Source organism: Pseudomonas sp. S44, assembly GCF_016624805.1.
GTDB classification, from domain to species: Bacteria; Pseudomonadota; Gammaproteobacteria; order Pseudomonadales; family Pseudomonadaceae; genus Aquipseudomonas; species Aquipseudomonas machongensis.
In genome coordinates, this window is record NZ_JACVTY010000002.1 from 80,380 (window position 1) to 105,787 (window position 25,408).

General features: G+C 63.6%; 27 protein-coding genes and 1 tRNA gene. 10 read left to right on the forward strand and 18 right to left on the reverse strand.

Annotated features, from left to right (window positions below):
- Complete coding sequence (locus IAE40_RS03470; RefSeq protein ID WP_200602678.1) at positions 1-510, reverse strand: Lrp/AsnC family transcriptional regulator; 510 nt, start codon at positions 508-510, stop codon at positions 1-3.
- 157 nt (positions 511-667) lie between these two features.
- Here IAE40_RS03470 and IAE40_RS03475 point away from each other — a divergent pair, with 157 nt between their 5' ends.
- From IAE40_RS03475 to IAE40_RS03485, 3 genes are all read left to right on the forward strand, one after another.
- Positions 668-1,684: a 1-aminocyclopropane-1-carboxylate deaminase gene (locus IAE40_RS03475; protein WP_063542893.1), complete on the forward strand. Its 1,017-nt coding sequence runs from the start codon at positions 668-670 to the stop codon at positions 1,682-1,684.
- A 121-nt stretch (positions 1,685-1,805) separates the two neighbouring features.
- Positions 1,806-2,381, forward strand: a complete 576-nt coding sequence (locus tag IAE40_RS03480; RefSeq protein ID WP_197892571.1) for a TetR/AcrR family transcriptional regulator — start codon at positions 1,806-1,808, stop codon at positions 2,379-2,381.
- Between the two features lie 65 nt (positions 2,382-2,446).
- The gene (locus IAE40_RS03485) at positions 2,447-3,325 is read left to right on the forward strand and encodes an SDR family NAD(P)-dependent oxidoreductase (RefSeq protein ID WP_200602679.1); all 879 of its coding nucleotides are present in this window, start codon (positions 2,447-2,449) and stop codon (positions 3,323-3,325) included.
- Positions 3,326-3,342: 17 nt separating this feature from the next.
- Here IAE40_RS03485 and IAE40_RS03490 read toward each other — a convergent pair whose 3' ends face one another.
- Both IAE40_RS03490 and IAE40_RS03495 read right to left on the reverse strand, forming a co-directional pair.
- A complete protein-coding gene (locus IAE40_RS03490; protein WP_197892567.1) occupies positions 3,343-3,669 on the reverse strand; it encodes a 4Fe-4S dicluster domain-containing protein in 327 nt (108 codons plus the stop codon).
- Entirely contained in the window at positions 3,666-5,288 is a 1,623-nt protein-coding gene (locus IAE40_RS03495) for an FAD-dependent oxidoreductase (RefSeq protein WP_200602680.1), read from the reverse strand. The genes IAE40_RS03490 and IAE40_RS03495 overlap by 4 nt, the downstream gene beginning before the upstream one ends.
- Positions 5,289-5,435: 147 nt before the next feature.
- Here IAE40_RS03495 and IAE40_RS03500 point away from each other — a divergent pair, with 147 nt between their 5' ends.
- Complete coding sequence (locus IAE40_RS03500) at positions 5,436-6,362, forward strand: LysR family transcriptional regulator (protein ID WP_153772617.1); 927 nt, start codon at positions 5,436-5,438, stop codon at positions 6,360-6,362.
- A gap of 16 nt (positions 6,363-6,378) precedes the next feature.
- Here IAE40_RS03500 and IAE40_RS03505 read toward each other — a convergent pair whose 3' ends face one another.
- The 10 genes from IAE40_RS03505 to IAE40_RS03550 all read right to left on the reverse strand — a co-directional run bounded on the left by IAE40_RS03505 (position 6,379) and on the right by IAE40_RS03550 (position 14,637).
- Entirely contained in the window at positions 6,379-6,846 is a 468-nt protein-coding gene (locus IAE40_RS03505; protein WP_197892563.1) for a DoxX family protein, read from the reverse strand.
- Between the two features lie 27 nt (positions 6,847-6,873).
- Positions 6,874-7,593 (reverse strand): putative quinol monooxygenase, encoded by a 720-nt coding sequence (locus IAE40_RS03510; protein WP_200602681.1) that lies wholly within the window; start codon positions 7,591-7,593, stop codon positions 6,874-6,876.
- A 237-nt stretch (positions 7,594-7,830) separates the two neighbouring features.
- The gene (ychF, locus tag IAE40_RS03515) at positions 7,831-8,931 is read right to left on the reverse strand and encodes a redox-regulated ATPase YchF (RefSeq protein WP_200602682.1); all 1,101 of its coding nucleotides are present in this window, start codon (positions 8,929-8,931) and stop codon (positions 7,831-7,833) included.
- A 22-nt stretch (positions 8,932-8,953) separates the two neighbouring features.
- Complete coding sequence (pth, locus tag IAE40_RS03520) at positions 8,954-9,538, reverse strand: aminoacyl-tRNA hydrolase (protein WP_054894616.1); 585 nt, start codon at positions 9,536-9,538, stop codon at positions 8,954-8,956.
- Between the two features lie 80 nt (positions 9,539-9,618).
- Entirely contained in the window at positions 9,619-10,218 is a 600-nt protein-coding gene (locus tag IAE40_RS03525) for a 50S ribosomal protein L25/general stress protein Ctc (RefSeq protein WP_054894615.1), read from the reverse strand.
- Positions 10,219-10,339: 121 nt separating this feature from the next.
- Positions 10,340-11,281 (reverse strand): ribose-phosphate pyrophosphokinase, encoded by a 942-nt coding sequence (locus IAE40_RS03530; RefSeq protein ID WP_029614333.1) that lies wholly within the window; start codon positions 11,279-11,281, stop codon positions 10,340-10,342.
- Between the two features lie 47 nt (positions 11,282-11,328).
- A tRNA-Gln gene (locus IAE40_RS03535) sits at positions 11,329-11,403 on the reverse strand.
- A 20-nt stretch (positions 11,404-11,423) separates the two neighbouring features.
- The gene (gene ispE / locus IAE40_RS03540) at positions 11,424-12,284 is read right to left on the reverse strand and encodes a 4-(cytidine 5'-diphospho)-2-C-methyl-D-erythritol kinase (protein WP_153772584.1); all 861 of its coding nucleotides are present in this window, start codon (positions 12,282-12,284) and stop codon (positions 11,424-11,426) included.
- Between the two features lie 4 nt (positions 12,285-12,288).
- The gene (gene lolB, locus IAE40_RS03545; RefSeq protein ID WP_200602683.1) at positions 12,289-12,906 is read right to left on the reverse strand and encodes a lipoprotein insertase outer membrane protein LolB; all 618 of its coding nucleotides are present in this window, start codon (positions 12,904-12,906) and stop codon (positions 12,289-12,291) included.
- 3 nt (positions 12,907-12,909) lie between these two features.
- Positions 12,910-14,637 (reverse strand): tetratricopeptide repeat protein, encoded by a 1,728-nt coding sequence (locus IAE40_RS03550; protein ID WP_063542907.1) that lies wholly within the window; start codon positions 14,635-14,637, stop codon positions 12,910-12,912.
- Positions 14,638-14,908: 271 nt separating this feature from the next.
- On the opposite strand from IAE40_RS03550, the gene hemA reads away from it, so the two are divergent.
- The 6 genes from hemA to IAE40_RS03580 all read left to right on the forward strand — a co-directional run bounded on the left by hemA (position 14,909) and on the right by IAE40_RS03580 (position 20,273).
- Positions 14,909-16,186, forward strand: a complete 1,278-nt coding sequence (gene hemA, locus IAE40_RS03555) for a glutamyl-tRNA reductase (protein ID WP_063542909.1) — start codon at positions 14,909-14,911, stop codon at positions 16,184-16,186.
- Entirely contained in the window at positions 16,183-17,265 is a 1,083-nt protein-coding gene (gene prfA, locus IAE40_RS03560; RefSeq protein WP_054894610.1) for a peptide chain release factor 1, read from the forward strand. The genes hemA and prfA overlap by 4 nt, the downstream gene beginning before the upstream one ends.
- Positions 17,265-18,095, forward strand: coding sequence for a peptide chain release factor N(5)-glutamine methyltransferase (prmC, locus tag IAE40_RS03565; protein ID WP_112897334.1), 831 nt, complete (start codon positions 17,265-17,267; stop codon positions 18,093-18,095). The genes prfA and prmC overlap by 1 nt, the downstream gene beginning before the upstream one ends.
- On the forward strand, positions 18,089-18,844 hold the full coding sequence (locus tag IAE40_RS03570) for a molybdopterin-synthase adenylyltransferase MoeB (protein WP_054894608.1): 756 nt from the start codon (positions 18,089-18,091) through the stop codon (positions 18,842-18,844). The genes prmC and IAE40_RS03570 overlap by 7 nt, the downstream gene beginning before the upstream one ends.
- A complete protein-coding gene (gene murI, locus IAE40_RS03575; RefSeq protein ID WP_200602684.1) occupies positions 18,837-19,637 on the forward strand; it encodes a glutamate racemase in 801 nt (266 codons plus the stop codon). Before IAE40_RS03570 ends, murI begins: the two co-directional genes overlap by 8 nt.
- 117 nt (positions 19,638-19,754) lie before the next feature.
- Positions 19,755-20,273 (forward strand): acyloxyacyl hydrolase, encoded by a 519-nt coding sequence (locus tag IAE40_RS03580; RefSeq protein WP_054894606.1) that lies wholly within the window; start codon positions 19,755-19,757, stop codon positions 20,271-20,273.
- A gap of 37 nt (positions 20,274-20,310) precedes the next feature.
- Here IAE40_RS03580 and IAE40_RS03585 read toward each other — a convergent pair whose 3' ends face one another.
- The 5 genes from IAE40_RS03585 to IAE40_RS03605 all read right to left on the reverse strand — a co-directional run bounded on the left by IAE40_RS03585 (position 20,311) and on the right by IAE40_RS03605 (position 25,383).
- Positions 20,311-21,015 (reverse strand): SDR family NAD(P)-dependent oxidoreductase, encoded by a 705-nt coding sequence (locus IAE40_RS03585; RefSeq protein WP_153772581.1) that lies wholly within the window; start codon positions 21,013-21,015, stop codon positions 20,311-20,313.
- An 11-nt stretch (positions 21,016-21,026) separates the two neighbouring features.
- A complete protein-coding gene (gene phrB / locus IAE40_RS03590; protein ID WP_200602685.1) occupies positions 21,027-22,454 on the reverse strand; it encodes a deoxyribodipyrimidine photo-lyase in 1,428 nt (475 codons plus the stop codon).
- 23 nt (positions 22,455-22,477) lie between these two features.
- A complete protein-coding gene (locus tag IAE40_RS03595) occupies positions 22,478-23,347 on the reverse strand; it encodes a MerR family transcriptional regulator (protein WP_153772579.1) in 870 nt (289 codons plus the stop codon).
- Positions 23,337-24,302, reverse strand: a complete 966-nt coding sequence (locus IAE40_RS03600; RefSeq protein WP_153772578.1) for a YbgA family protein — start codon at positions 24,300-24,302, stop codon at positions 23,337-23,339. The genes IAE40_RS03595 and IAE40_RS03600 overlap by 11 nt, the downstream gene beginning before the upstream one ends.
- 94 nt (positions 24,303-24,396) lie before the next feature.
- Complete coding sequence (locus tag IAE40_RS03605) at positions 24,397-25,383, reverse strand: NAD(P)/FAD-dependent oxidoreductase (protein ID WP_063542920.1); 987 nt, start codon at positions 25,381-25,383, stop codon at positions 24,397-24,399.
- Positions 25,384-25,408 lie beyond the last annotated feature (25 nt).

Consider the following 25,408-nt stretch of genomic DNA (forward strand, 5'->3'; position numbering starts at 1 on the left):
CTACAACACGATTCGTGTCGTCGAAAGCACCTGGCGCAAGCCCATGAACGAACGGATCTGGCGTACTCCTGGCAGGTACAGCAACTGTTCGGCGTGCAGGCGGTTGAAGCTTTGGCTGTCGCGTGTGCGCAGCAACATGAAGTAGTCGAACTCCCCCGTCACCACATGGCACTCCATGCACCCGGAGACCTTCTGCGCGGCCGCTTCGAACGCGGCGAAGGATTCCGGGGTGGAGCGGTCGAGCACCACGCCTATCAGCACCACCATCCCAGCATCGAGACGTTCGCTGTCCAGTAGGGCGACGATGCCCTTGATCAACCCCGCCTGCTTCAAGCGTTCGACCCGTCGCAGGCAGGCCGGGGCGCTGAGCTTGACCTTGTCGGCCAAGGCCACGTTGGCGATCGAGGCGTCCTGCTGCAGGGCGCGCAGGATCGCGCGGTCGATACGGTCTAGCTGTGGTGGGCCGGACAGTGACGACTTTTTTTGCTCGTGTTCATTTGTTGCTTTCAATGCTTGAGCCTCACAACAAAGTGATGTGAAATCATTTTTCAATAAAACAATAGCTCGAAATTCAGGGAAAACTTGCAACCCGTTTTTTGGCCAACCTCCCTAGCATTGACGCTATCGGAGCCCGCGATCCGCGCGTTTCGCAATTGGGAGCACAGCCATGAATCTGAGTCGCTACACGCGTTATCCGCTGACCTTCGGACCCTCCCCAATCACCCCGCTCAAGCGCTTGAGTGCCCACTTGGGCGGCAAGGTCGAGCTCTATGCCAAGCGCGAGGATTGCAACAGCGGCCTGGCTTTTGGTGGCAACAAGACACGCAAGCTCGAATACCTGATCCCTGAAGCGCTGGCACAAGGCTGTGACACCTTGGTGTCGATCGGCGGCATTCAGTCGAACCAGACGCGTCAGGTCGCCGCAGTGGCCGCGCACCTGGGCATGAAGTGCGTGCTGGTGCAGGAAAACTGGGTGAACTACTCCGACGCTGTGTATGACCGCGTTGGCAATATCGAGATGTCGCGCATCATGGGCGCCGATGTGCGGCTCGACAGCGCGGGCTTCGACATCGGTATCCGCCCCAGCTGGGAGCAGGCAATGGCTGATGTTCGCGCCAAGGGCGGCAAGCCGTTCCCGATTCCGGCAGGGTGCTCCGAGCATCCCTACGGCGGGCTGGGCTTTGTCGGCTTTGCCGAGGAGGTGCGCCAGCAGGAGGCAGAGCTGGGCTTCAAGTTCGACTACATCGTGGTCTGTTCGGTCACCGGCAGCACCCAGGCGGGCATGGTGGTCGGTTTTGCCGCCGATGGCCGCTCGCAGCGGGTGATCGGCATCGACGCGTCAGCCAAGCCGGAGCAGACCAAGGCACAGATCCTGCGCATCGCTCGTCACACCGCCGAGCTGGTGGACCTGGGCCGCGAGATCACCGAGGACGATGTAGTGCTCGATACCCGCTATGCCTATCCCGAATACGGGCTGCCGAACGAGGGCACGCTGGAGGCGATCCGCCTGTGTGGCCGATTGGAGGGTGTTCTGACTGACCCTGTGTACGAGGGCAAGTCGATGGCGGGGATGATCGGTAGGGTGCGCGATGGGGAGTTCCCCGAAGGTTCGCGGGTACTGTATGCGCACCTGGGCGGCGTGCCGGCGCTCAACGCCTACAGCTTCCTGTTCCGCAACGGCTGATCGGTGACGCTGCGGTGCTCTTTGCGCTGGGTCGGCAAGGGTACCGCAGGTCGGGAGGGCTTGCGTTGGAGGCGAATATGAATATGATTGAGCGCTCACTCAGTTAAGTGTCCACATCGCCATGGCCCGTCCCCGCAGTCACGACAAGCGCAACGCCATCCTCGCCGCCGCCAGCCAGGCGCTTGCCGAGGATGGCCTGAGCGCCACCACCGCGCGCATTGCGCGGTTGGCGGGTGTGGCCGAGGGGACAGTGTTCACCTACTTCGAAAACAAGGATGTGTTGCTCAACGCCTTGTACCTGGAACTGAAGGCCGGTCTGCGCCTGGCCATGATGGCTGACTTTCCCCGTGACGCGACGGCCGAGGCCTCTATTCGACATGCCTGGAACGGTTACGTCGACTGGGGTATCGACAGCCCTGCGGCGCGTGAGGCATTGCGCCAGTTGAGCGTCAGCGGGCGCATCGATGCCGAGCATCGTGCTGCAGGGAGCGAGGGCTTCAATGAGGTGGGTGCACTGCTGCGCGAGCGCACGGCTTCCAGCGGGTTGCCGGCAGAGCAGGCGCAGGCGTTCTATGGCGCGATGTTCGTGTCCATGGCCGAGACGGCCATGGAGTTCATCAAGCAGTCACCCGATCAGGCCGAGGCTTATCGTACGGCTGGATTCAATGCCCTGTGGGCGGCCCTTGGGGGGCGCTGACAGGTTTTTTTATGCTCTTTAAATGAGTGATTAATCACTCATATCATCGACGAAGGAGTCGAATCATGTCCAAAGTCTGGCTTGTAACCGGTGCGGCTCGTGGCCTGGGTCGTTCCATCAGTGAAGCAGTACTGCGCAACGGCGATGTTCTGGTCGCTGGCGCCCGTGACCCACGGCGCCTGGACGATCTGGTGGCGCAGTACGGCGAGCAGCAGGTCCGGGTCGTTGCCCTGGACGTCACCGACGAGCAGGCCGCGCAGAACGCGGTGCAGCTTGCGCTCGATGCCTTTGGCCGCCTCGATGTACTGGTCAACAATGCGGGTTATGGCCATACCGCGCCGTTCGAGCAGATGACCGCGGATAACTTCCGTGCGCAGGTCGAGACCAACCTGTTCGGTGTCGTCAACCTGACGCGTGCAGTTCTGCCGGTGATGCGTCAGCAGCGTAGCGGCCATATCTTCCAGGTGTCTTCGGTGGGGGGACGCACCTCGACGCCCGGCCTTTCGGCCTACCAGGCGGCCAAGTGGGCGGTGGGTGGTTTCAGCGATGTGGTGGCCAAGGAAGTCACGCCGCTGGGCATCCAGGTCTGCACCCTCGAGCCCGGTGGCATGCGCACCGACTGGGCGAGCGAGGCCAAGCGTCCGGTCGAGGGCATACTGGAAGACTACGATGTGACCGTCGGCCATGTGCTGCGCCTGCTGGCGGGCTACGGTGGCAACGAAGTGGGTGACCCGCGGAAGATCGCCGAACTGATCGTGCAGTTGTCGCGCCGCGACGACCTGCCGCTGCGCCTGCTGCTCGGTGGCGATGCGTTGTACGTTTATGGGCTCGACGAGCGTGCGCGTGCCGAAGAACTGGAGCAGTGGCGCGAGACGACGCTCTCGACGCACTTCCCCGATGCCCAGTTGCCCGCCGGCATGGACGGCCTGAAACGGCGCAGGTGATCCCGCGGCGACAGCCTCTAGATGCCTTTGATGAACTGGTAGCTTTCGTCGAGGGCAGCGGTCGAGTGACGTCCCTTGCCCCAGCCGAGTGCTTCGCGGTAACCGCCGAGCAAGCCCTGTGCGGTCAGTTGCTGTTCGTCCACTGCGGCCTGTTCATCGGCCAGTGGCGAGACGAACAGCGCATCTTCCGGGCAGTAGACCTCGCACATGAAGCAGGTCTGGCACTCGGATTGTCGTGCGATCAGCGGTGCCTGGCCGGACACCGCCTCGAACACGTCGGTCGGGCACACCAGCACGCAGATGTTGCAACCGGTGCAGCGGTCGGCACTGATCAGTTCGATCATGCGGCTTTCTCCGGCAGCAGGCTGTGGTCGGCGGGGCCGAGTGTTTCGCGTGCGGTCCAGACCTCGTCGAGGCCGCCGCTGATGAGGCGGTGACGCTGCCCGGGGTCGAGCCGGGGATGATCGTCGCGCCGGTGCATGCCCCGGCTTTCGGTGCGTGCCAAAGCGCTGCGGTACATCCAGCGTGAGGTGGCGAGCAGGGCGGCCGCTTCACGGGCGCGCAGCAGGTGTTCGGGGCTGGCGGGCGCGGCCTGGCGCAGCTGCTGCCACAGGGGGTCGAGGCGGCCAAGCGAAGCGTCGAGTCGCTCGCCCTGGCGGAACCAGTTGCGTTCGTACGGGAAGACTTCGGCCTGGACGGCGCGGATCGTCGCTTCCGGGTCGAAGGCATGCTTGCCTTGCCCTCGCAGCCCGACCGTACCGGACTGTAGCAGGCGGCGCATGGCGCTGCTGCGCTGGTCGCGGGCGAATTCGGCGGCCCCGGCCCCGGCCCATAGCCCGGAGGACAGCGCCCAGGCGGCGTTACGGCTGCCGCCGCCGGTGAAGGCGCCGCAGATGAGTTCGCGAGTTGCAGCATCGCCAGCGGCATACAGCCCGGGTACCGAGGTGGCGCACTGGTCGTTGCAGATACGCAGGCCGCCGGTGCCGCGCACGGTGCCTTCCAGGCGCAAGGTCACGGGGAAGCGATCGCTGAACGGATCGAGCCCCATGCGTTGGAAGGGCAGGAAGAAGTTCGGTTGCGCCGAGCGCATCCATTGGCGGGTAGAGGCATCGGCTCGGTCGATGCAGGCGAACACCGGCTCGTTCATCAAGGTCTTGGCGATCACGCCGCGACCTCGCGCCGAGCCTGCCCCTTCGATCTCACGGCCATCGGCATGGTAGAACGTGGCCCATGAGTACAGCGCCGACTTGGTCACCGAGGCGAAGGCTGGCCCCAGGCCGTAGGCATTGGAGAACTCCATCCCGGAAAACTCCGCGCCTGCTTCGGCAGCCATCAGGTGGCCGTCGCCCGTCAGCACATTGCAGCCCAGCGCCTTGCTGAGAAAAGCCACGCCGCCGGTGGCCAGCACTACTGCCCCGGCACGCACGCTCCAGCGCTGCTGCTTCTGCCGGCTGATGCCGGTGGCGCCGCTGACCTGGCCGTGCTCATCGACCAGCAGTTCCAGCGCCGGGCTGTGATCGAGAATGCGCCCACCCGCCTGCTTGACCCGCTTGCGCATCAGGCGCATGTACTCGGGGCCCTGCAGCGATACCCAACGCTGGCGGCCCTGTTCGTCCACCGGGAACGGATAGCCCCATTCGGCGAGCAACTCCAGATTGCGCCAGGTCTGCTCCAGGACGCGATCCATCCACTGCGGCTCGGCCAGCTCGCCGCCCATGGCATAGCGGCTGGCTTTGGCGACCTTGCGGGCTTCGGCCTCCGGCGCCACACACCACACGGCAGTGCCGGAGGGCGCGGTAGCCCCGGAGGCGCCGCAATAGCCTTTGTCGACCAGGATGACCTTGGCGCCCTTTGCGGCAGCGCCGATCGCCGCCCACGCGCCGGCTGGGCCGCCACCGATTACCAGCACATCGGCGCTGTATTCGCGTTCAGTTGCTGAAGTGTCTTCTTTCGCAATACTCATGGTGGCTGTCCTGCTGCATCCGGAGTAACGGCAGTTAATATTCCAGAAAGTTATTAAAATATAAATATTTGTTTGTTTTGGTTCTTTAAGACTAAGATCCCCCACCCGCATACACAATTGCTTTTTGCAAAAGAGGTCATGCATCAAATGCATTACGAGCTGAGGAATCTCCGGCATTTCGTTGCCTTGATGAATCACCGGAGTTTTTCCCTCGCGGCGCAGGCCGTGAGCCTGTCGCAGCCGGCCTTCAGCCGCAGCATCCAGGCCCTCGAGCATCAGGCCGGCTGCAAGCTGTTAGAGCGCGAGCAAAAGGGATTGCCGCCGACAGCACAGGGGCAACTGCTGCTGTCGTATGCACTGGACATCCTCGGCAAGGCGCAAGAGCTCGGTGAGAAGATCAGCCGTCTCAACAGCGCTGATCGCGACATGCTGTACTTCGGCTGCGCTCCGGCACCGGCTGCCGGCCTGGTGCCGCGCACGCTGGCGCGCTTCATCGCCTTGCAACCGCAGGTCAACGCGCATTTCGTCGTCGATACCCGTGAAAACCTCAACAGGCGCTTGATGGCCGAAGAAATCGAGTTTTTCATCGCCAGTTCGCAAAGCTTCGAGCTCGACCCCAACTACCGCATCCGTCAGTTGCAGCCGCGCAGCTGGTGCTTTTTCTGCCGTCACGACCATCCACTGGCAACCCAGGAAGGTGTTACCCGCGAGCAACTGCTCGTCTTCCCGATGGTGTGCTCCTTCGGTGTGCGCAGCCTCGTGCTGCAGTACTCGGGGCGTCGTGATTACCTGCCGGCGGTGGAGTGCGAGAACGGGCGGCCGTTGCTGGATATCGTCCTGCAGTCCGATGCCATCGGCTGTGCATCACAGCTGCAACTGAGTCTGGCGGCAGAGGAGGGGGCTAGATTGCATCAGCTCAAGCCGGTGGACATCTCACCGGACCTTGAAGCCCTGCAGATTCGTGACGGCGTGGTGAGCCTGCGCCGTCATGTGCTGTCGCCCCAGGCCGAGGCGTTCATCGAGTTGTTGCAGGCGGTGGACCAGGCGCCAGGTGGGGGGGCGAGCGTTGCCTGAACGGGCCGCGTTGCACTTAGCGCCCGTGCCACAACTTGTGGTCCAAGGCAAAGCGTCCGCCGCCCCGGATGGCCATGTACAACGCCAGGCTGCCGAGAATGACCGGGTATTCGATGCCCCGGTCCACCCACGGCCAGGTCGGACCGAGGGCGTAGCTGATCCCGACCATCTCCGCGGCCATGGCCAGGGCAACGGGCCGGGTCAGCACGCCGACGACGAGCATCAGCGCGCCGACGGTTTCCAGCAGCATCACCAGAAACGCCAGTTCGGCAGCGAACGGCAGGCCCATCACGTTGCCGATGAGGTGGGTCGAGCTGGCCATCGGATCGGCCATCGAGCCATGTGAGTCACCCAGCAGTTTGGGCAGCCCGTGGGTGAACATGACGATGCCCAGTACACCGCGCAGCAGGGCGTAGAACACCGGCTCCAGGCGTGCCTGAAGATTGCGGACGGATGACGGGGTGTCGCGGGGAATGCTGGTCATGTTCGGGCCCTCGCAGCGTTGCTTGCGTCAGTGGTCGGCAGTGGAGCGATCGATCAGGCGCAATTGCAGCACCTGCGTGTCAGTCACCTCGTTCAGCGAGGCCAGGAGCCGTCGAGCGGCCGGCGAAGAGGCGCTGGCGTCACGGGCGGTGCGGTCGCTCCAGCGTTCGATCAGCAGCAGCTCATCGGGCTTTTCCTCATCCTGATAGAGCGCCAGCCCCAGATTACCCTTGGCGCTGCGAATCGCCCCAGCCTGAGCCGCGAACTGGGTGGCGAGTTGTTCGAACTTGCCTGGCGCCAGATGCAGTGTGCTCAACACGCTGTACTGGGCGGGGGCCTTAGACCGTGCAGGCGCGGCGGGGGAGAGCTCCCGCAGTTTGCGTTCCTCGACCGTGCCGCCCAGGTCATCGGCCTCCTGGGCGCGGATCGCCTTGTAGTAAGGCTGCTTGGTATGCGAGGCCAACGACTCGGCAGTGTGCCAATGCTCGAACAGGTACAGGCGGCTGGGATGCTGCGCGTCTTCGTAGACATCGAACGCGACGTTGCCCGCTTCGGAGCGCGCACCGGCCACTTCCTTGTGCATGGTGGCCAGGAAGCGTTCGAGGTGGTCGGGCTTGACCGGCAGGGTCACGAACAGTTGCAGAGGCGAGGTGACGGGCTGAATCGCGGTGTCGCTTGCCGAAGCGGGCTTTGCCGTGACCAGCGACATGGCAAGCAGGACAGGGCTGAGGGTTTTTGTTATCGACATGAGCGGGTCCTTGAGGCCGTGGGGCACACCGTATGTCGATGATGGTGGTTGATGTGGGCGGGATAAAGAGGTTGGATTGGACTTGTCAATTCCAGTTGCATTAACAGTGGCCATGATGTTCAGTCAGCCGGCACCCGTTGACTATTAAGGCTTGCACAGCCAATAAAAAACCGCGCAAGGGCGCGGTTTTTTATTGGCTCGGAGTGAGACGGCGTACCGAATGCTCCTGCAGCGCGATCAGACGTTGAAGCGGAAGTGCATCACATCGCCGTCCTTGACGATGTAGTCCTTGCCTTCCAGGCGCCACTTGCCGGCTTCCTTGGCTCCGCTTTCACCCTTGAACTGGATGAAGTCGTCATAGGCGACCACTTCGGCGCGGATGAAGCCCTTCTCGAAGTCGGTGTGGATGACACCGGCCGCTTGCGGGGCGGTGGCGCCAACGCGGACGGTCCAGGCGCGGACTTCCTGTACACCGGCGGTGAAGTAGGTCTGCAGGTTGAGCAGCTCGTAGCCGGCGCGGATCACGCGGTTCAGGCCAGGCTCTTCAAGGCCCAGGGCCTCGAGGAACATGTCCTTCTCCTCACCGTCTTCCAGCTCGGCAATCTCCGCTTCGATCTTGTTGCACACCGGCACCACGACCGCGCCTTCTTCCTCGGCGATGGCCTTGACCACGTCCAGGTGCGGGTTGTTGTCGAAGCCGTCCTCGGCAACGTTGGCGATGTACATGACCGGCTTGCTGGTCAGCAGGTGGAAGCCACGGATCGCAGCCTTTTCGTCCTCAGCCATGTTCTTCATCAGGCTGCGCGCTGGCTTGCCTTCGGTGAAGTGCGGGATCAGCTTTTCCAGCAAGGCCTTCTGTGCCAGGGCCTCCTTGTCGCCGCCCTTGGCGTTGCGAGCGACCTTCTGCAGTTGCTTTTCGCAGCTGTCGAGGTCGGCGAAGATCAGTTCGAGGTCGATGATCTCGATGTCGCGCTTGGGGTCGACGCTGTTGGAGACGTGGATCACGTTCTCGTCTTCGAAGCAGCGCACCACGTGGGCGATGGCGTCGGTCTCGCGGATGTTGGCGAGGAACTTGTTGCCCAGGCCTTCACCCTTGGAGGCGCCGGCGACCAGGCCCGCGATGTCGACGAATTCCATGGTGGTCGGCAGGATGCGGTTCGGCTTGACGATCTCGGCCAGCGCCGCCAGGCGTGCGTCGGGCATTGGCACGATGCCGCTGTTCGGCTCGATGGTGCAGAAGGGGAAGTTCTCCGCCGCGATACCGGATTTGGTCAGGGCGTTGAACAGGGTGGACTTGCCGACGTTGGGCAGGCCGACGATGCCGCAATTGAAACCCATGGGAATTCCCCTTTCTAGAAAGTCAGGCCTTCTGGCTGTGCAGTTCGCGCATGGCCTTGGCGAAGTCGCCGGCCAGCACGTCCGGCAGCACGCCGAGGGCAAAATCGATGCTGGCGTCGAGCTTCTCCTGCTCGGCGCGCGGCGCGCGGCCCAGGACGAAGTTGGAGACCAGTTTGGCGTCGCCCGGGTGGCCAATGCCAAGCCGCAGGCGGTGGAAGTCGTTCTGGTTGCCGAGCTGCGCGATGATGTCGCGCAGGCCGTTATGCCCGCCATGCCCGCCGCCACGCTTGAGCTTGGCGACGCCGGGAGGCAGGTCGAGTTCGTCATGTGCCACCAGGATCGCTTCCGGCTTGATACGGAAGAAATTGGCCAATGCCGCCACGGACTGGCCGCTGCGGTTCATGTAGGTGGTGGGAATCAGCAGGCGAACATCGTTGCCCTGATGGCTGAACTTAGCCGTCAGGCCAAAATACTTTTTGTCAGCGGACAGCGAAACGCGCTGGGCGCTGGCAATGCGTTCAACGAAAAGAGCCCCTGCGTTATGCCGGGTCTGTTCGTATTCGGGGCCGGGGTTACCCAGGCCGACGATCAACTGGATGGCGGTCACGTCAGGGGCTCTTTCCTTGGAGTTGGTGGGTTACGGTGCGCGCGGCACTGTAACCCGATCAACGCCGGCGTGCGAGTGGATTACTCGGCAGCGCCTTCTTCAGCAGCTTCAGCGGACACGCGTGGAGCGTGAACGTTGGCAACAGCTTTGTCATCACCGTGGGCCAGAGCGACGAACTCTACGCCTTTCGGAGCTTTCAGGTCCGACAGGTGGATGATGGTGCCGATTTCGGCCTTGGACAGGTCGACTTCGATGAACTCAGGCAGGTCCTTGGCTTCGCAGGAAACTTCGATCTCGGATTCTACGTGGGAGATCTCGCCGCCTTTCTTGACCGGGGCTTCTTCACCAACGAAGTGAACCGGAACCTTGGCGGTCAGCTTCTGGCCAGCAACGACGCGAACGAAGTCGGCGTGCATGATGAAGCCTTTGGCCGGGTGGCGCTGCAGGGCCTTGACGATGACGTTCTGCTTCTTGCCGTCGACGTTCAGTTCCAGAACGTGGCTGAAGGCAGCTTCGTTTTCGAACAGCTTGGTGATTTCCTTGGCCAGGATGGTCAGGGACTCGGCGTCCTTGTTACCACCGTAGACAACGGCAGGGATGTTCAGCGAGTGACGCAGGCGGCGGCTCGCACCTTTCCCCAGGTCAGTACGCGCTTGGGCGTTCAGGGTGAAATCAGTCATTTTGTTTCTCCAAAATAGCCCCCCGAGGGCGTTTGCGACCAGCGCCGGACGGGGATGGCAAAAAAGCCCCGCCCCGACATCGATGCCGGGGCGGGGCGCTTTTCGTCAGCGTGCGTTCCGCTTAGCGGAACATCGCGCTGATCGATTCTTCGTTGCTGATGCGGCGGACCGCTTCAGCGACTACCGGTGCTATATCCAGTTGGCGGATACGGTCACAGGCTTGAGCAGCGGCGGACAGCGGGATGGTGTTGGTCACCACCAGCTCGTCGAGCACCGACTTCTCGATGTTCTCGATCGCACGACCCGACAGAACCGGGTGAGTGCAATAGGCGTAGACCTTGGCAGCGCCGTGGTCTTTCAGGGCCTTGGCCGCGTGGCACAGGGTGCCGGCGGTGTCGACCATGTCGTCTACCAGGATGCAGGTGCGCCCTTCGACGTCGCCGATGATATGCATCACCTCGGAGTGGTTCGCTTTCTCGCGGCGTTTGTCGATGATACCCAGGTCGACACCCAGCGACTTGGCGACGGCGCGTGCACGCACCACACCACCGATGTCGGGGGAGACGATCATGAGATTATCGAAACGCTGGTCTTCGATATCGTCGACCAGTACGGGCGAACCGTAGATGTTGTCGACAGGAATATCGAAGAAACCCTGGATCTGGTCAGCGTGCAGGTCGACGGTGAGAACACGGTCGATACCCACGACAGTGAGCATGTCAGCGACGACTTTGGCGCTGATGGCTACACGTGCCGAACGCGGACGGCGGTCCTGGCGGGCGTATCCGAAGTAAGGAATCACGGCGGTGATTCGGGAAGCTGAGGAGCGGCGGAAGGCGTCGGCCATCACTACCAGTTCCATCAGATTATCGTTGGTCGGAGCGCAGGTCGGCTGAATGATAAAGACGTCTTTACCGCGGACGTTTTCATTAATCTCAGTGCTGATTTCGCCGTCGGAGAATTTACCGACAGAAACATCACCCAGTGGGATATGCAGCTGACGTACGACACGCCGAGCCAGATCGGGGTTGGCATTCCCCGTGAAGACCATCATCTTGGACACGCGCAGTACCTGAAGGCTGAGGGTAACCTGGATGAGTATAAGGAAAATGGCAGGGGCGGCTGGATTCGAACCAACGCATGGCAGGATCAAAACCTGCTGCCTTACCGCTTGGCGACGCCCCTGTATCTGTTGCTGCGAACGCTTATGCGCTCGACTTCTTGATCAGACTTTGCAGCTTGCGATGCAACATCGAAACATTGCTTCCTTTTGCCACAAACCCTGCTTGGGTCTCTGAAAGAAGGGCCAGAACTCTATCAGCTTCGGCTTTGCTTGGGAAGGCCCCAAACACGCAACTTCCAGTGCCGGTCATTCGAGCTTCCGTAAATTTACCCAGCGAATTCAGCGCATTGCGAACTTCTGGATAACGTTGCTCTACCACCGGTTGGCAGTCATTTCGACTGTTTCCCTCGGGAACGGGGCGCATCTTAAGGGGGAGGGAATCACGTGTCAACTCTGGATGCGAAAAAATTTCCGCTGTGCTGACAGACACTTGCGGCACCAGCACGACATACCAGGGTTCTTCCGGATCGACCGGGGTCAGCTGTTCGCCCACGCCTTGGGCGAAGGCGGCATGACCACGTACGAACACCGGCACATCGGCCCCCAGTGTCAGCCCCAGCGCAGCCAGGCGGTCGACCGGCCAGTCGAGCTGCCACAGATGATCCAGGGCGAGCAGGGTAGTGGCCGCATCGGAACTGCCGCCACCGATACCGCCGCCCATGGGCAGGACCTTGTCGAGCCAGATGTCGACACCCAGCTGTGCGCCGGACTGTTCCTGCAGCTTGCGCGCTGCGCGCACGATCAGGTTGCTGTCGTGGGGGACATCGGCGATCTCGGTGTTCAGGCGGATCAGGCCATCGTCACGCAGCTCGAAGCTCAGCTGGTCGGCGTGGTCGAGGAACTGAAACACGGTTTCCAGCTCGTGATAGCCGTCGTCGCGTCGGCCGGTAATGTGCAGCCACAGGTTGAGCTTGGCCGGGGCGGGCAGGGTGAGCCTTTGCATCGGATCAGTGTCCCAGCTGGCGGGGTTGCCAGTCCTTGACCACCAGGGTGACGTCGAGGTTTTCGCCGTGCAGCTTCAGGCGCTCGGGCAGCCAGTAGCCGTTCTGTTCGATGTAGCTCAGGTATTCGACTTCCCAGCCGTCCTGGGTGAGGCGGGCCAGGCGGCTGTCGCCGTCGAGGGTCAGTTGGCTCTTGCTGTCCGGGGCCGGAAGACCGCGCACCCACCAGACCAGATGCGATACCGGCAGGCGCCAACCGAGCTGCTCTTCGAGCATGGCTTCGGGGGTCGCTGCCTCGTAACGGCCCTGATTGGCCACTTCCAGCACCACGCCGCCGGGGCGGCCGGTCAGGCGTGCGGCGCCGCGACCCAGGGGCCCAGCCAGGCGAATGTCGTAGTAGTCCTGGCGCTGCAGCCAGAACAGCGTGCCGCTGCCCGAGTCACGCGGGGCGCGGATGCCGACCTTGCCGTTGATCTGCCAGCCGTCGAGGGTGCTCAGCTGTTGCTTGTGCTCGCGCCACTGTTGCGGGCTGCCCTTGCCCTGGACGGCTTCACGGGTGCCGAAACCGGCGCAGCCGGTGAGCAGGGCGATCAGGGCGAAGGTGATGAGATGACGCAAACGCATGATTTAAAGGTTCTCGGATCCGGTCAGGCGCAGGACGGTCTTGCGCAGGATAGGGCTGTCGGGTTGTTCGGCGAAGGCCTTGGCCCAGACCTGGCGCGCTTCGCGGCGCTTGCCGTTGGCCCACAGCACCTCGCCGAGGTGGGCGGCGACTTCATGGTCGGGGAAGCGCTCCAGCGCCTGGCGCAACAGGCGCTCGGCCTCGTCCAGGTTGCCCAGGCGATAATTGACCCAGCCCAGGCTGTCGAGCACTGCTGGATCGTCCGGGGTGAGCTGGTGGGCTTTGTCGATCAGTGCTTTTGCTTCGCCATAGCGTGTGGTGCGGTCGGCCAGGGTGTAGCCCAGGGCGTTGAGGGCCATCGCGTTTTCCGGTTCGCGGGCGATGATGGCGCGCAGGTCTTTTTCCATCTGCGGCAGGTCGTCGCGCTTTTCAGCGAGCATGGCGCGGGTGTAGAGCAGGTTGAGATCGTCGGGGTAGCGCTTGATGGCCTGCTGCAGTACCTGGTCGGCCTGGGCTTCCTTGCCATTGTTGCCCAGGGTTTCGGCCTCGATGAGGTAGAGCTGGATCGCATAGTCGGGCTGTGCTTCGCGGGCTTCGGCCAGGTGGCGCGAGGCCTCGGCGCTGCGGCCGTTGGCGATCAGGATATCGGCTTGGCGCAATTGCGCGGCCAGGTAGTCCGGGCCTGGGCCGACCAGCGCGTATTCGCGCAGGGCCGCTGCCGGGAGGCCGCGTTCTTCGCGAATGCGCCCGAGGTTCAGGTGCGCGGCGTCGACGTTGCTGTCGCGCTCGACCATCTCCTGCAGGTAGCCTTCGGCCTCGTCCCAGTTCTTGTTCTCCATGCTCACCAGCGCCAGCGAATAACGCAGTTCGTCGTCATCCGGGTACTGTTGCAGCAGGCTTTCGAACTCGGCCTTGGCGTCGGTGATGCGGTCCTGTTCGACCAGCGTGCGGGCATACGTGATGCGCAGGCGCTTGTCGTCCGGATTGTCGCGAATCGCCCCGCGCAGCAGTGGCAGGGCTTCGCCGCCACGGTCCAGGGCCTGGAGCAGGCGCGCGCGCAGCAGGATCGGCGCGATTTCGCCATTGCGTGGCGGATGGCTTTCGAGCAGTTCGAGTGCCTGTTCGGTCTTGCCGTCCTGGTTGAGCAGCAGGGCCTTGCCGAAGACCAGTTGGCTGTTGTCCGGGTACTTGACCAGCAGGCGGTCGAAGCTTTGCATCAGCCCGTCGCGGGTGCTCTGGTCGGTTTCGGCGGCAGACAGGGCGAGGAAGTCGAAGTGGGTATCGCCCTGGCCCTGGAGCACTTTCTCCATGTAGGCCATGGCGTCGTCGTAGCGGCCGGAGCGGGCCAGCTGGATCGCCGCGGCGCGCTGGGCGTCGAGGTTCTGCGGGTCGTTGCGGGCCCAGATCAGCGCGGTGTCGAGGGCCGGTTCATCGGCCCCGAGGTACTCGGCGATGCGGTAGGCACGCTCGGAGACGGCCGGGTCCTGGGTTTTCTGTGCCTGGTCGACATAGTTGGCCAGGGCGATGTCGAAGCGGTTGCGCTGGCCGGCAAGTTCAGCCACCAGCAGGCTGTAGAGCGTGTCCTGTTTGAACGATCCATACACCACAGGGGTTTTCGCCTCGGGCTTGTCGGCTTCGGCAACAGCTTGCTGATCCTCGCTCTTGTGCGGGATCAGGCTCTGGCAGCCCTGGAGCAGGGCGAAGGCAAGCAGCAATGCGTAGGGTCTGTTCATAGAGGCTTTGGTGGACTAACCGGCGGTCGGAGCATGATGACACAAGCGCGGGGGCAAACCCACCCGCGAAGTGTGTGACCGCGCTGAGCGCGTGATGTTCGGGGGCAGGCCGACTGTCACACGTGTTTGCGGCAGATGCCTGGCCGGGTTCGGGCCATGCCTGCAGGCCTCACGATAGCCCAGGCTCATCACGACAATAGCGAACGGTGGTTGTCCTGAATCCTGCGAAGTAGGACAATTATCGGCTTCCCGTCCCAACCAGCGACCTTGCATGGCCTTTCTCGCCCTCGGTATCAACCACAAGACTGCCTCGGTAGACGTACGCGAGCGCGTGGCGTTTACGCCCGAGCAGCTGGTCGATGCCCTGCAGCAGCTCTGCCGACTGACCGCCAGCCGCGAGGCGGCGATCCTGTCGACCTGCAACCGCAGTGAGCTCTATATAGAGCAGGACCAGCTCAGCGCCGACGCCGTGCTGCAATGGCTGGCCGCCTACCACCGCCTGAGCCTCGACGAGCTGCGTGCCAGTGCCTACGTTCACGAAGAGCACGATGCGGTCAAACACATGATGCGTGTCGCCTCCGGGCTCGACTCGCTGGTGCTGGGCGAGCCCCAGATCCTCGGCCAGATGAAATCGGCCTACGCCGTGGCCCGTGAGGCCGGCACCATCGGCCCGTTGCTCGGGCGTCTGTTCCAGGCCACCTTCAGTGCCGCCAAGCAGGTGCGCACTGACACCGCCATCGGTGAGAACCCGGTCTCGGTCGCCTTCGCCGCCGTCAGCCTGGCCAAGCAGATCTTCGCCGACCTGGGCCGCAGCCAGGCCCTGCTGATCGGTGCCGGCGAAACCATCACCCTGGTCGCCCGCCACTTGCATGAGCAGGGGGTCAAGCGGATCGTCGTCGCCAACCGCACGCTCGAACGCGCCAGTATCCTCGCCGAGCAGTTCGGTGCCCATGCCGTGCTGTTGGCGGACATCCCGCAGGAACTGGCCAACAGTGACATCGTCATCAGTTCCACCGCCAGCCAGTTGCCGATTCTCGGCAAGGGCGCGGTCGAGAGCGCGCTGAAGCAGCGCCGGCACAAGCCGATCTTCATGGTCGACATCGCTGTGCCGCGGGACATCGAGCCGCAGGTGGGCGAGCTGGACGACGTCTATCTTTATACGGTCGACGACCTGCACGAAGTCGTCGCCGAAAACCTCAAGAGCCGCCAGGGTGCAGCACAGGCCGCCGAAGAGCTGGTCAATCTCGGTGCCGATGATTTCATGGCGCGCCTGCGCGAGCTGGCTGCGGTGGACGTGCTCAAGGCCTACCGCCAGCAGAGCGAGCGGTTGCGCGATGAGGAACTGCAAAAAGCCCAGCGCCTGCTGGCCAACGGCGGTAACCCCGAAGAAGTACTCGCCCAGCTGGCGCGCGGCCTGACCAACAAGCTGTTGCACGCGCCCAGCGTGCAACTTAAAAAGCTCTCTGCCGAAGGCCGCGTCGATGCGCTGGCCATGGCCCAGGAACTCTTTGCCCTCCACGAGGGCTCGACGGACAAACCCACGCAATGAAAGCGTCGCTGCTGAAAAAACTGGACATCCTCCAGGACCGCTTCGAAGAACTCACCGCCCTGCTGGGTGATGCCGAAGTCATTTCCGACCAGACCCGTTTCCGCGCCTATTCCCGTGAATATGCCGAAGTCGAGCCGGTGTTCGTCGCCTATAAGGAGTGGTGCAAGGTCCAGGAGGATCTGGAGGGCGCCCAGGCGCTGCTCAAGGACAGCGACCCGGACCTGCGTGAGATGGCCGTGGAGGAAGTGCGCGAAGCCAAGGAGCAACTCGTCGTCCTGGAGTCGCAGCTTCAGCGCATGCTGCTGCCCAAGGACCCCAACGACGGGCGCAACGTGTTTCTCGAGATCCGTGCCGGCACCGGCGGCGACGAGGCTGCGATCTTTTCCGGCGATCTGTTCCGCATGTACTCGCGCTACGCCGAGAAACGTGGCTGGCGCCTGGAGATTCTCTCCGAGAACGAGGGTGAACACGGCGGCTACAAGGAAATCATCGCCCGCGTCGAGGGCGACAGCGTATACGGCAAACTCAAGTTCGAGTCCGGGGCGCACCGGGTGCAGCGCGTGCCGGAAACCGAATCGCAAGGCCGTATCCACACGTCCGCCTGCACGGTGGCGGTGCTGGCCGAGCCTGACGAGCAGGCCGCGATCGAGATCAATCCGGCCGACCTGCGCGTCGACACTTATCGCGCCTCGGGTGCGGGTGGTCAGCATGTGAACAAGACCGATTCGGCGATCCGCATCACCCACTTGCCGACCGGCATCGTCGTCGAGTGCCAGGAAGAACGTTCCCAGCACAAGAACCGCGCCCGCGCCATGTCGTGGCTGTCGGCCAAGCTCAACGACATGCAGACCAGCGCCGCGCAGAATGCGATTGCCAGCGAGCGCAAGCTGTTGGTGGGCTCGGGCGACCGCTCCGAGCGCATCCGCACCTACAACTACCCGCAGGGTCGGGTCACCGACCATCGCATCAACCTGACGCTCTACTCCCTCGACGATGTACTCGCTGGTGGCGTGGATGCGGTGATCGAACCCTTGCTGGCCGAATACCAGGCCGATCAACTGGCCGCCCTGGGGGACTGATGACCATCATCGCCAGCCTGCTGCGCAATGCGCAATTGCCCGATTCGCCCACCGAGCGCCTGGACGCCGAGTTGTTGCTGTCCGCTGCCTTGGGCAAGTCGCGCAGCTACCTGCACACCTGGCCCGAGCGTATCGTCAGCAGCGAGGCGGCGCAGGCCTTCGCGGCCTTTCTCGAACGCCGTCGCGCAGGTGAGCCGGTGGCGTACATTCTCGGTCAGCAGGGCTTCTGGAAGCTTGACCTTGAAGTCGCGCCGCACACCCTGATTCCTCGACCAGACACCGAGTTGCTGGTGGAAACCGCGCTCGAACGGGTGCCTGCCAAACCTGCCCGGGTGCTTGACCTTGGCACCGGCAGCGGCGCCATCGCCCTGGCCCTGGCGAGCGAGTGCCCGGCCTGGCAGGTGACGGCAGTCGATCGCATCGACGAGGCCGTGGCCCTGGCCGAGCGCAACCGCGCGCGCCTGCACCTGATGAATGTTCAGGTGCGCAGTAGTCACTGGTTCGACGCCCTGGCCGACGAGCGTTTCGACCTGATCCTCAGCAACCCGCCCTACATTGCCGCCGAAGATCCGCACTTGAGCGAGGGCGATGTGCGTTTCGAGCCCAGCAGTGCGCTGGTGGCCGGCCCCGATGGCCTTGACGATCTGCGCCTGATCATCGCCCAGGCGCCGCAGCACCTGTTGCCCGGCGGCTGGTTGTTGCTCGAGCATGGCTACGACCAGGCTGGCGCAGTGCGTGACCTGTTGGTTGGTAGCGGTTTCATCGAGGTGGACAGCCGCCGCGACCTGGGTGGGCATGAGCGTATTTCCCTGGGGCGCCTGCCATGCTGAGTGACCAGGAACTGTTGCGCTACAGCCGGCAGATCCTGCTGTCGCAGGTGGATATCGACGGCCAGTTGCGGCTCAAGCAGAGCAAGGCCCTGGTGGTCGGGCTCGGTGGCCTGGGGTCGCCCGTCGCGCTCTACCTGGCGGCTGCTGGCGTGGGCGAGTTGCACCTGGCCGACTTCGACACGGTCGACCTGACTAACCTGCAACGCCAGGTCCTCCATGACAGCGACAGCGTCGGCATGACCAAGGTCGACTCGGCGTTGCAGCGTCTGCAGGCGATCAATCCGGAGGTCACCCTGGTCGCCCATCGCCATGCCCTGGACGACGACTCGCTGGCTGCGGCGGTGGCGGCGGTGGACCTGGTGCTGGACTGCTCCGACAACTTCGCCACTCGCGAGTCGGTCAACGCCGCATGCGTGGCTGCTGGCAAGCCGTTGGTGAGCGGCGCGGCCATTCGCCTGGAGGGGCAGTTGTCGGTGTTCGACCCCCGGCGCGACTACAGCCCTTGCTATCACTGCCTTTATGGCCATGGCAGCGAGGCCGAGCTGACCTGCAGCGAAGCCGGCGTGATCGGTCCGCTGGTGGGGCTGGTGGGCAGCTTGCAGGCCTTGGAAGCACTGAAGCTGCTGGCCGGGTTCGGCGAGCCCCTGGTGGGCCGCTTGTTGCTGATCGATGCCCTCGGCACGCGCATGCGCGAGCTGCGGGTCAAGCGAGACCCGGCCTGCACGGTGTGCGGCGATCGCCATGGCTGATCGCTCGGCGCCGGTGGGCGTGATGGATTCGGGGGTCGGTGGCTTGTCGGTGCTTGCCGAGATTCGGCGCTTGCTGCCCCACGAGTCGCTGCTCTACGTCGCCGATTGCGGCCACGTACCCTATGGCGAGAAATCCCCCGACTACATCCGTGAGCGCTGCCGGCGCATCGCCGAGTTCTTCCACGCACGCGGTGCCAAGGCCATGGTCCTGGCGTGCAATACCGCGACCGTGGCGGCCGTGGCCGACTTGCGCGAACGCTACCCCGACTGGCCGTTGGTGGGCATGGAGCCTGCGGTCAAGCCGGCCGCTGCGGCGACACGCTCCGGTGTGGTCGGCGTCCTGGCTACCACCGGCACTTTGCAGAGTGCAAAATTTGCCGCCTTGCTCGACCGCTTTGCCAACGATGTGCAGGTGGTCACCCAGCCATGCCCTGGGCTGGTCGAGCTGATCGAGGCCGGTGACCTGAACAGTCCACTGCTACGCCAGATGTTGCTCGGCTACGTGCAGCCGCTGCTGGCTGCCGGCTGCGACACGCTGATCCTCGGCTGCACGCACTATCCCTTCCTGCGCCCGCTGCTGGCCGACATGGTGCCGGCCGAGGTGGCGATCATCGATACCGGTGCTGCCGTGGCGCGTCAGTTGCAACGCCTGTTGCTGGCCCGCGACCTGCTGGCCGACGGGCCTGCGCGTGAGGCCGAATTCTGCAGCAGTGGCGACACGCAGCACTTGCACAAGATCCTCCCGCTTCTGTGGGGCGCCTCGGTCGAACAGGTCAGTGCGTTCCACTTGTAAAAAAAATGTGAAATTTCCCCCGGCAAAGCTGAACTATCGTCCCAGTGCTGATTTCTATCATTGAGCCTGACTTACAGGCAGACACTTGATAACAACACCAGGAAGAAGGACGGGCTCATGAGGCATTTGCTTGGAGTGGCAGTGGTTGCCGCGTTGGCGTTGGGGCAGACGGTATCGGCGCAGGCGGCCGATGTCTCGTTGTCGGTGGGGCAGACCGGCGACAGCACCATGGTCTACCGACTGGGGCTGCAGTCGAACTGGGATGCCAGTTGGTGGCAGACCAGCGTAGGCCGTATTACTGGGTACTGGGACGGCGCCTACACGTTCTGGGATGGCGATGAGCGGGCAAGCAATCACAGCCTGTCGTTCGCCCCTGTGTTCGTGTACGAGTTCGCCGGGGACTCGGTCAAGCCCTACATCGAGGCGGGGATCGGTGTGGCGGCATTCTCGCGGACCAAGCTGGAAAGCAATGACCTGGGCTCGTCGTTCCAGTTCGAGGACCGCATCGGTTTCGGCCTGCGCTTTGCAGGTGGGCACGAGATCGGGGTTCGCGCGATCCACTACTCCAACGCCGGGATCAAGCAGCCAAATGATGGCGTCGAGAGCTATTCGCTGCATTATCGAATGGCGCTCTGACCCGGATCACCGGGGCGTGTAGCGCCCCGGATTTACCTCAGGCTTCCCTGGGCAGTGGCCACAGCAAGGTCGGATCCAACACTTCGAGCACCAATTCGGCCTCGGGTTGATCGAGCCTGCGCACCAACTCCTCTGCTGCGCTCTGCGCCGTCCAGGATTCAGGTATCGCCATGCTGCTGCTAACCGGCGCCTTGAGCGACTGCGGCGCGACCACCGTAAGCTGCACCGTCAGATCGTCGAGGACCTTGCGTTGCTCGCGGAACCACTGGGGCAGGTTGTTGTGCCCTGCCGGGTTCTGCGCTGGCGCAAACAGCTGCAGCGTCGAATAGCGACTGAACAGCGCCATCACCTGTGGCCTGTCGCCTCTGGCCAACAAGGACAGTGCGTTGGCCAAGACATGCTCGCTGGCGTGCCGGTTGCTGCTGACGATGGCTTCCATTATCGCGTTGGCAGGTAGGCTGTCTGGCAGGTAGTCGCACGTGCCGGCATTGACGATCAAGACATCCAGTGCACCCCAGTGCGACTGCAATTGCTCGGCCGCCGCCTGCGCCTCGGCCAGCTCGTGCACGTGCACGGGCAGGCGCAGCAAGCGTGCCTCGTGCAGCTCGGCCAACGTGTCGAGTTCCTGGCAATTCTTTCCGCTGGCGGCGACTCGATGACCCTCTTCGAGCAGCCGTTCGACCAGGGCGAGGCCTACGCCATTGCTGGCCCCTGTCACCCAGAACCTGCGCGTACTACTCAATACCGTGTCCTTCAGTTGGTGGAGGCGGGTAGCGCCTTGAATGCCGCCAGTGCCCTATGGCGACTGCTGTCCAGATCGACGATCGGGCTGATGTATTCATTTGTATCAAATAGTCCGGAAGATTTCACAGGCAAATGAATGTGTTTGTCATCCAGATGGGTGAGTTCTGGTAACCAATGGCGGATAAAGCGTCCTTTTGGATCGAAACGCTGCGACTGGGTCACTGGGTTGAAGATCCGGAAATAGGGCACCGAATCGGTGCCGGTGGAGGCGCTCCACTGCCAGCCGCCGTTGTTCGCCGCCAGGTCGCCGTCGATCAGGTGTCGCATGAAATGCCGCTCACCCTTGCGCCAGTCGATGAGCAGATTCTTGCTCAGGAACATGGCTACCACCATGCGCAGCCTGTTGTGCATCCAACCTGTATGCAGCAGCTGGCGCATGGCTGCGTCGATCAACGGGAAACCGGTGCGGCCTTGTTCCCACGCCTCCAGATCCTCGGGCGCATCGCGCCAGGGCAGAGCCTCGGTAGGGGCGCGGAAGGGGCGGTGGCGCGAGACCTGAGGATAGCCCACCAGGATGTGCTTGTAGAACTCGCGCCAGAGCAGTTCGTCGATCCAGGTCCGTACACCTTGGCTGCCGCTGTCGAATTCGCCACGGTTGCTCGACAGTGCGGCGTGCAGGCATTGGCGCGGCGAGATCACGCCGGCGGCAAGATAGGGCGAGAGTTGGCTGGTGCCGGGCCTGGCCGGCAGGTCACGCAGGGTCTGGTAGTCGTCGATGGTTTCGTCGACGAAGCGCGACAGCCTGCCCTGAGCCTCGTCTTCACCGGCAGGCCAGTGGTCGCGCAAGGCCTTAGCGGGCGTGTCGAAGCCTTCGATATGCCTGGGGATCGAGTCGCTGGCGATGCCCAGCGGGGCCTGTGGTTTCACGGGATGGGCAAGGGTTGGCAGGCTGCGATGCAGATGTTCCAGGCAAGCCTTGCGAAACTGGCCGAAGACCTGGAAGTAGTTGCCCGCCTTGGTCAGCAGGGTGCCGGGATGGAAGAACAGCTGGTCCAGGTGCGTGCGGGTGGCCACGCCGGAGCGCTCCAGCAAAGACTGGGTACGCTGGTCACGCTGGCTTTCGTTGACGCCGTACTCATCGTTCCAGTGCACCGTCTGCACCTTGTGCATGCGGCAAACCTCCAGCACGGTTTCGGGCACCTGTTGCCAGGTGTCGGTATGGCGGATCAGCAGCGGGATATTCAGGCGTTCGAGAGCCTGACGCAGGTCGCGCAGGTTGCGTATCCAGAAGTCGACCTTGCTCGGCGCATCGTCGTGCGCCTGCCATTGCTCGGGGCTGGCGATCCACAGGGCAATGGTCGGCCCCTGTGCGCTGGCGGTGGAGAGGGCGGTGTTGTCGCTTATGCGCAGGTCGCTGCGCAGCCAGATCAATTGCATCTCAGGGTCTCTGACAGTCGGGTTCAGCGTGATTGCTGAAGCAGGCGCAATGCCCCCTGCGGAGTCTCGAAGAGCTGCAGCGCCGGAAGTTCCAGGCTGCGCAGTCGCTCCTCGTTAATGAAGACGCTGGCGCCTCCCAGGAGTTTCATCAGCGTTACATCTCGCAGCGGGGCCAGTGCTTGGAGGTCGATACGCGGCCCCAGGTGCAGCACCAGGGCGCGGGGGGCAAGTCGGGCGATTGCGTGCAGCAGTTGTTTGCAGCCGACCGGTTGTTCGAGCACTTCCACGGCAAAGCCGCTGCTGCTGAGCAGCCAGGCGCAGAGCCACAGTTGAGCATCGAAGGGGGCGTCGAGGGTCGTGGCCAACAGCACGGGCGGCCCCTCGAGCGAATGGTTGTCGTGGTAGACCCGCGCGCCCAGCTTGCTGCGCAGCCAGGTGTGGAAGAAGGCCTGCTCGAGGCTGGCGTCGAAGTGCTTGCGCCAGCGTTGCTCCAGGCGCTCGAGCAGCGGCAGCAGCAATTGCTCGCACAGGGTCGAGGCGGGATAAAGCGCCATGGCCTGGTTGAGCTGCTGGTCCAGCGAGCGTTGAGCAAGGTCGGCAATGGCCTCGATCAGTTGCTGGCAGCGAGCTTGCCAGTCACCCTCCAGCCTTGGCGAGGCTTCGTCGCGGTTTTCGAGCAGATCACGCACCTGGCTCACCGAGGCGCCGCGCTCCAACCACTGCAGGATGGCCTGAACTCTCTCGATATGCAGTGTGCTGTAAAGGCGATGGCCCTTGGGTGTGCGCTCCGGCACCAGCAGGCCGTAGCGCCGTTCCCAGGCTCGCAAGGTGACAGGGTTGACGCCGGTGCGTCGGGCCAGTTCGCCGATCGGCAAGCTGTCTTCAGAGTGCATTGCGCAGGCCCAGGTTTTCCGGGTGCGGTTGCAGGTAGGCCTGCTGCATCAAATAAGGGTCGGGATGAATGCGCAGGTGGTGCTTGAGCAGGGTCAGCGGGACCACCAGCGGCACGCAACCCTGCTGGTACTGGTTGATCAGGCGCTGCAGTTCGGCTTTGTCGCTGCTGTCCAGGGCATCGCGCAGATAGCCGCACAGGTGCTGCAGAACGTTGCTGTGGGTGCCGCGGCTGGCGCAGCGACGTAGAGCCTGCATCAGCTGGCTGAAGTAGCGCGGGCCGATCTGCAGCGGGTCGTCGTCGCGGCTCATGCTGCCCAGCAGGCGCCCGAGTTCGCGGTAGGCCTGCGGGTTGTGGGCCATCAGCAGGTATTTATAGCGTGAGTGGAAACGAATCAGGGCTCCGCGGCTCAAGCCTTGTGCCAGCAGGTGCTGCCAGTCGGCATAGGCGTAGACGCGGCTGATGAAGTTTTCGCGCAGCACCGGGTCGTGCAGGCGGCCTTCCTCTTCCACCGGCAGGTCCGGGCGACGCTCGCAGAACGCCTGGGCATAGGCGCCGCGCCCGCCCAGCACGGAGGGACGGCCATTGTCCTGATAGACCTTGACCCGCTCGAGCCCGCAGGACGGCGACTTCTGCATGAACACATAGCCGCAAATGTCGTCGAGCGCATCGGCCATCTGCTGGCCGTAGGCACGCAGGGGTGGTGCGAGATCGGTACCGGGATCGCGCGGGTTGATCACTTCCGGTGCCTGCGGATCGCCGACCAGGCGAATGGCGTCGCGGGGAATGCCCAGGCCGATGGCAACTTCCGGACACAGCGGCAGCCAGTCGAAATGCTCATCAAGGGACTGGCACAGGTCCGAGGCTTTGTGTCCGCCGTTGTAGCGCACGTCCTGCCCGGCCAGGCAGGCGCTGATGGCGATGCGGGGTTTGCCTGTCGAGTGGGGAAAGTTCATCGTGGCCTCCGTAGACCTGTACAAGGCAAAAATGTTGTACAGGTCTATTCCAGCACATCGAAAAACTTATGCAAGACAAATTTCTTGTACAACTTCACTCAAGGTGTTCGAGCAAGCGCCGCGCTGCCTCCTGGCCGCTGAGCCAGGCACCTTCCACGCGTCCCGACAGGCACCAGTCACCGCAGGCATAAAGGCCCTGGTCGGCGTCGGCCAGGGTGCCCCATTCATGGTTACCGGCGGGGCGGGCATAGAGCCAGCGGTGGGCGAGGGCGAAGGTGGGGGCTGGCACCACGCAGCCGACCAGTTCGGCGAACTCGCCCCACAACTGCTCGATGACTTTCTCCCTGGGGAGGTCCAGGTGTTCGCTACTCCAGCTGGAGGTCGCATGCAGCACCCAAGTGTCCAGCTGCTCATCGCGGCCGGGTTTGCTGCGGTTGCGTGCCAGCCAGTCGAGTGGATTGTCCTGCACGAAGCAGCCTTGCATCGGGGTGTCGAGTGGTGTCTGGAAGCCCAGAGCGATGGCCCAGGTGGGTTCCATCTGCACCCCGGCGGCGACCGCGGCGAGCTTGGGCGTGGCCGCCAACAGGGGCGTGGCCTGCGGTGCTGGCACAGCGATCACCACCCGGCTGAACGGGCCATGGCTGCAGCCCTCGGTGTCCTGCAGATGCCAGTACTGCTTGCCGCGGAAGACCTCGGCGATACGGCACCCGAAGTTGACCGTGACATCCTTGAGCAGGCCGCGGGTGATGGCGCTCATGCGTGGCACGCCGACCCAGCGGGTCTGTTCGTCGGGAGAGGGGGTCAGTTCACCGTCGCGGTAGTTGTAGAGCCGCGGCTTCCACTGCGCGACCCAGCCGGCCGCAACCCATTGCTGGACTTGCTCGACGAAACGTCGGTCGCGAGCGGTGAAGTACTGGGCGCCGAGGTCGAGCGCGCCGGCGTCGCTGCGCTTGCTGGCCATGCGCCCGCCACTGCCGTGGCCCTTGTCGAACAAGTGAACGCTCTGTCCGGCCTTCTGCAGGGCCTGGGCGGCGGACAGACCGGCGATACCGGCACCGATAATGGCAATAGGTACTGTCATGATGGCCTCTTCGAACCTTGCTTTA

Excerpts from the sequence above, each read along its gene's own strand:
- IAE40_RS03475 (WP_063542893.1), top strand. The coding sequence starts at position 668 with ATGAATCTGAGTCGCTACACGCGTTATCCGCTGACCTTCGGACCCTCC.
- IAE40_RS03480 (WP_197892571.1), top strand. The coding sequence starts at position 1,806 with ATGGCCCGTCCCCGCAGTCACGACAAGCGCAACGCCATCCTCGCCGCC.
- IAE40_RS03485 (WP_200602679.1), top strand. The coding sequence starts at position 2,447 with ATGTCCAAAGTCTGGCTTGTAACCGGTGCGGCTCGTGGCCTGGGTCGT.
- IAE40_RS03490 (WP_197892567.1), bottom strand. The coding sequence starts at position 3,669 with ATGATCGAACTGATCAGTGCCGACCGCTGCACCGGTTGCAACATCTGC.
- IAE40_RS03495 (WP_200602680.1), bottom strand. The coding sequence starts at position 5,288 with ATGAGTATTGCGAAAGAAGACACTTCAGCAACTGAACGCGAATACAGC.
- IAE40_RS03500 (WP_153772617.1), top strand. The coding sequence starts at position 5,436 with ATGCATTACGAGCTGAGGAATCTCCGGCATTTCGTTGCCTTGATGAAT.
- IAE40_RS03505 (WP_197892563.1), bottom strand. The coding sequence starts at position 6,846 with ATGACCAGCATTCCCCGCGACACCCCGTCATCCGTCCGCAATCTTCAG.
- IAE40_RS03510 (WP_200602681.1), bottom strand. The coding sequence starts at position 7,593 with ATGTCGATAACAAAAACCCTCAGCCCTGTCCTGCTTGCCATGTCGCTG.
- ychF (WP_200602682.1), bottom strand. The coding sequence starts at position 8,931 with ATGGGTTTCAATTGCGGCATCGTCGGCCTGCCCAACGTCGGCAAGTCC.
- IAE40_RS03525 (WP_054894615.1), bottom strand. The coding sequence starts at position 10,218 with ATGACTGATTTCACCCTGAACGCCCAAGCGCGTACTGACCTGGGGAAA.
- ispE (WP_153772584.1), bottom strand. The coding sequence starts at position 12,284 with ATGCAAAGGCTCACCCTGCCCGCCCCGGCCAAGCTCAACCTGTGGCTG.
- lolB (WP_200602683.1), bottom strand. The coding sequence starts at position 12,906 with ATGCGTTTGCGTCATCTCATCACCTTCGCCCTGATCGCCCTGCTCACC.
- IAE40_RS03550 (WP_063542907.1), bottom strand. The coding sequence starts at position 14,637 with ATGAACAGACCCTACGCATTGCTGCTTGCCTTCGCCCTGCTCCAGGGC.
- hemA (WP_063542909.1), top strand. The coding sequence starts at position 14,909 with ATGGCCTTTCTCGCCCTCGGTATCAACCACAAGACTGCCTCGGTAGAC.
- prfA (WP_054894610.1), top strand. The coding sequence starts at position 16,183 with ATGAAAGCGTCGCTGCTGAAAAAACTGGACATCCTCCAGGACCGCTTC.
- prmC (WP_112897334.1), top strand. The coding sequence starts at position 17,265 with ATGACCATCATCGCCAGCCTGCTGCGCAATGCGCAATTGCCCGATTCG.
- IAE40_RS03570 (WP_054894608.1), top strand. The coding sequence starts at position 18,089 with ATGCTGAGTGACCAGGAACTGTTGCGCTACAGCCGGCAGATCCTGCTG.
- murI (WP_200602684.1), top strand. The coding sequence starts at position 18,837 with ATGGCTGATCGCTCGGCGCCGGTGGGCGTGATGGATTCGGGGGTCGGT.
- IAE40_RS03580 (WP_054894606.1), top strand. The coding sequence starts at position 19,755 with ATGAGGCATTTGCTTGGAGTGGCAGTGGTTGCCGCGTTGGCGTTGGGG.
- phrB (WP_200602685.1), bottom strand. The coding sequence starts at position 22,454 with ATGCAATTGATCTGGCTGCGCAGCGACCTGCGCATAAGCGACAACACC.
- IAE40_RS03595 (WP_153772579.1), bottom strand. The coding sequence starts at position 23,347 with ATGCACTCTGAAGACAGCTTGCCGATCGGCGAACTGGCCCGACGCACC.
- IAE40_RS03600 (WP_153772578.1), bottom strand. The coding sequence starts at position 24,302 with ATGAACTTTCCCCACTCGACAGGCAAACCCCGCATCGCCATCAGCGCC.
- IAE40_RS03605 (WP_063542920.1), bottom strand. The coding sequence starts at position 25,383 with ATGACAGTACCTATTGCCATTATCGGTGCCGGTATCGCCGGTCTGTCC.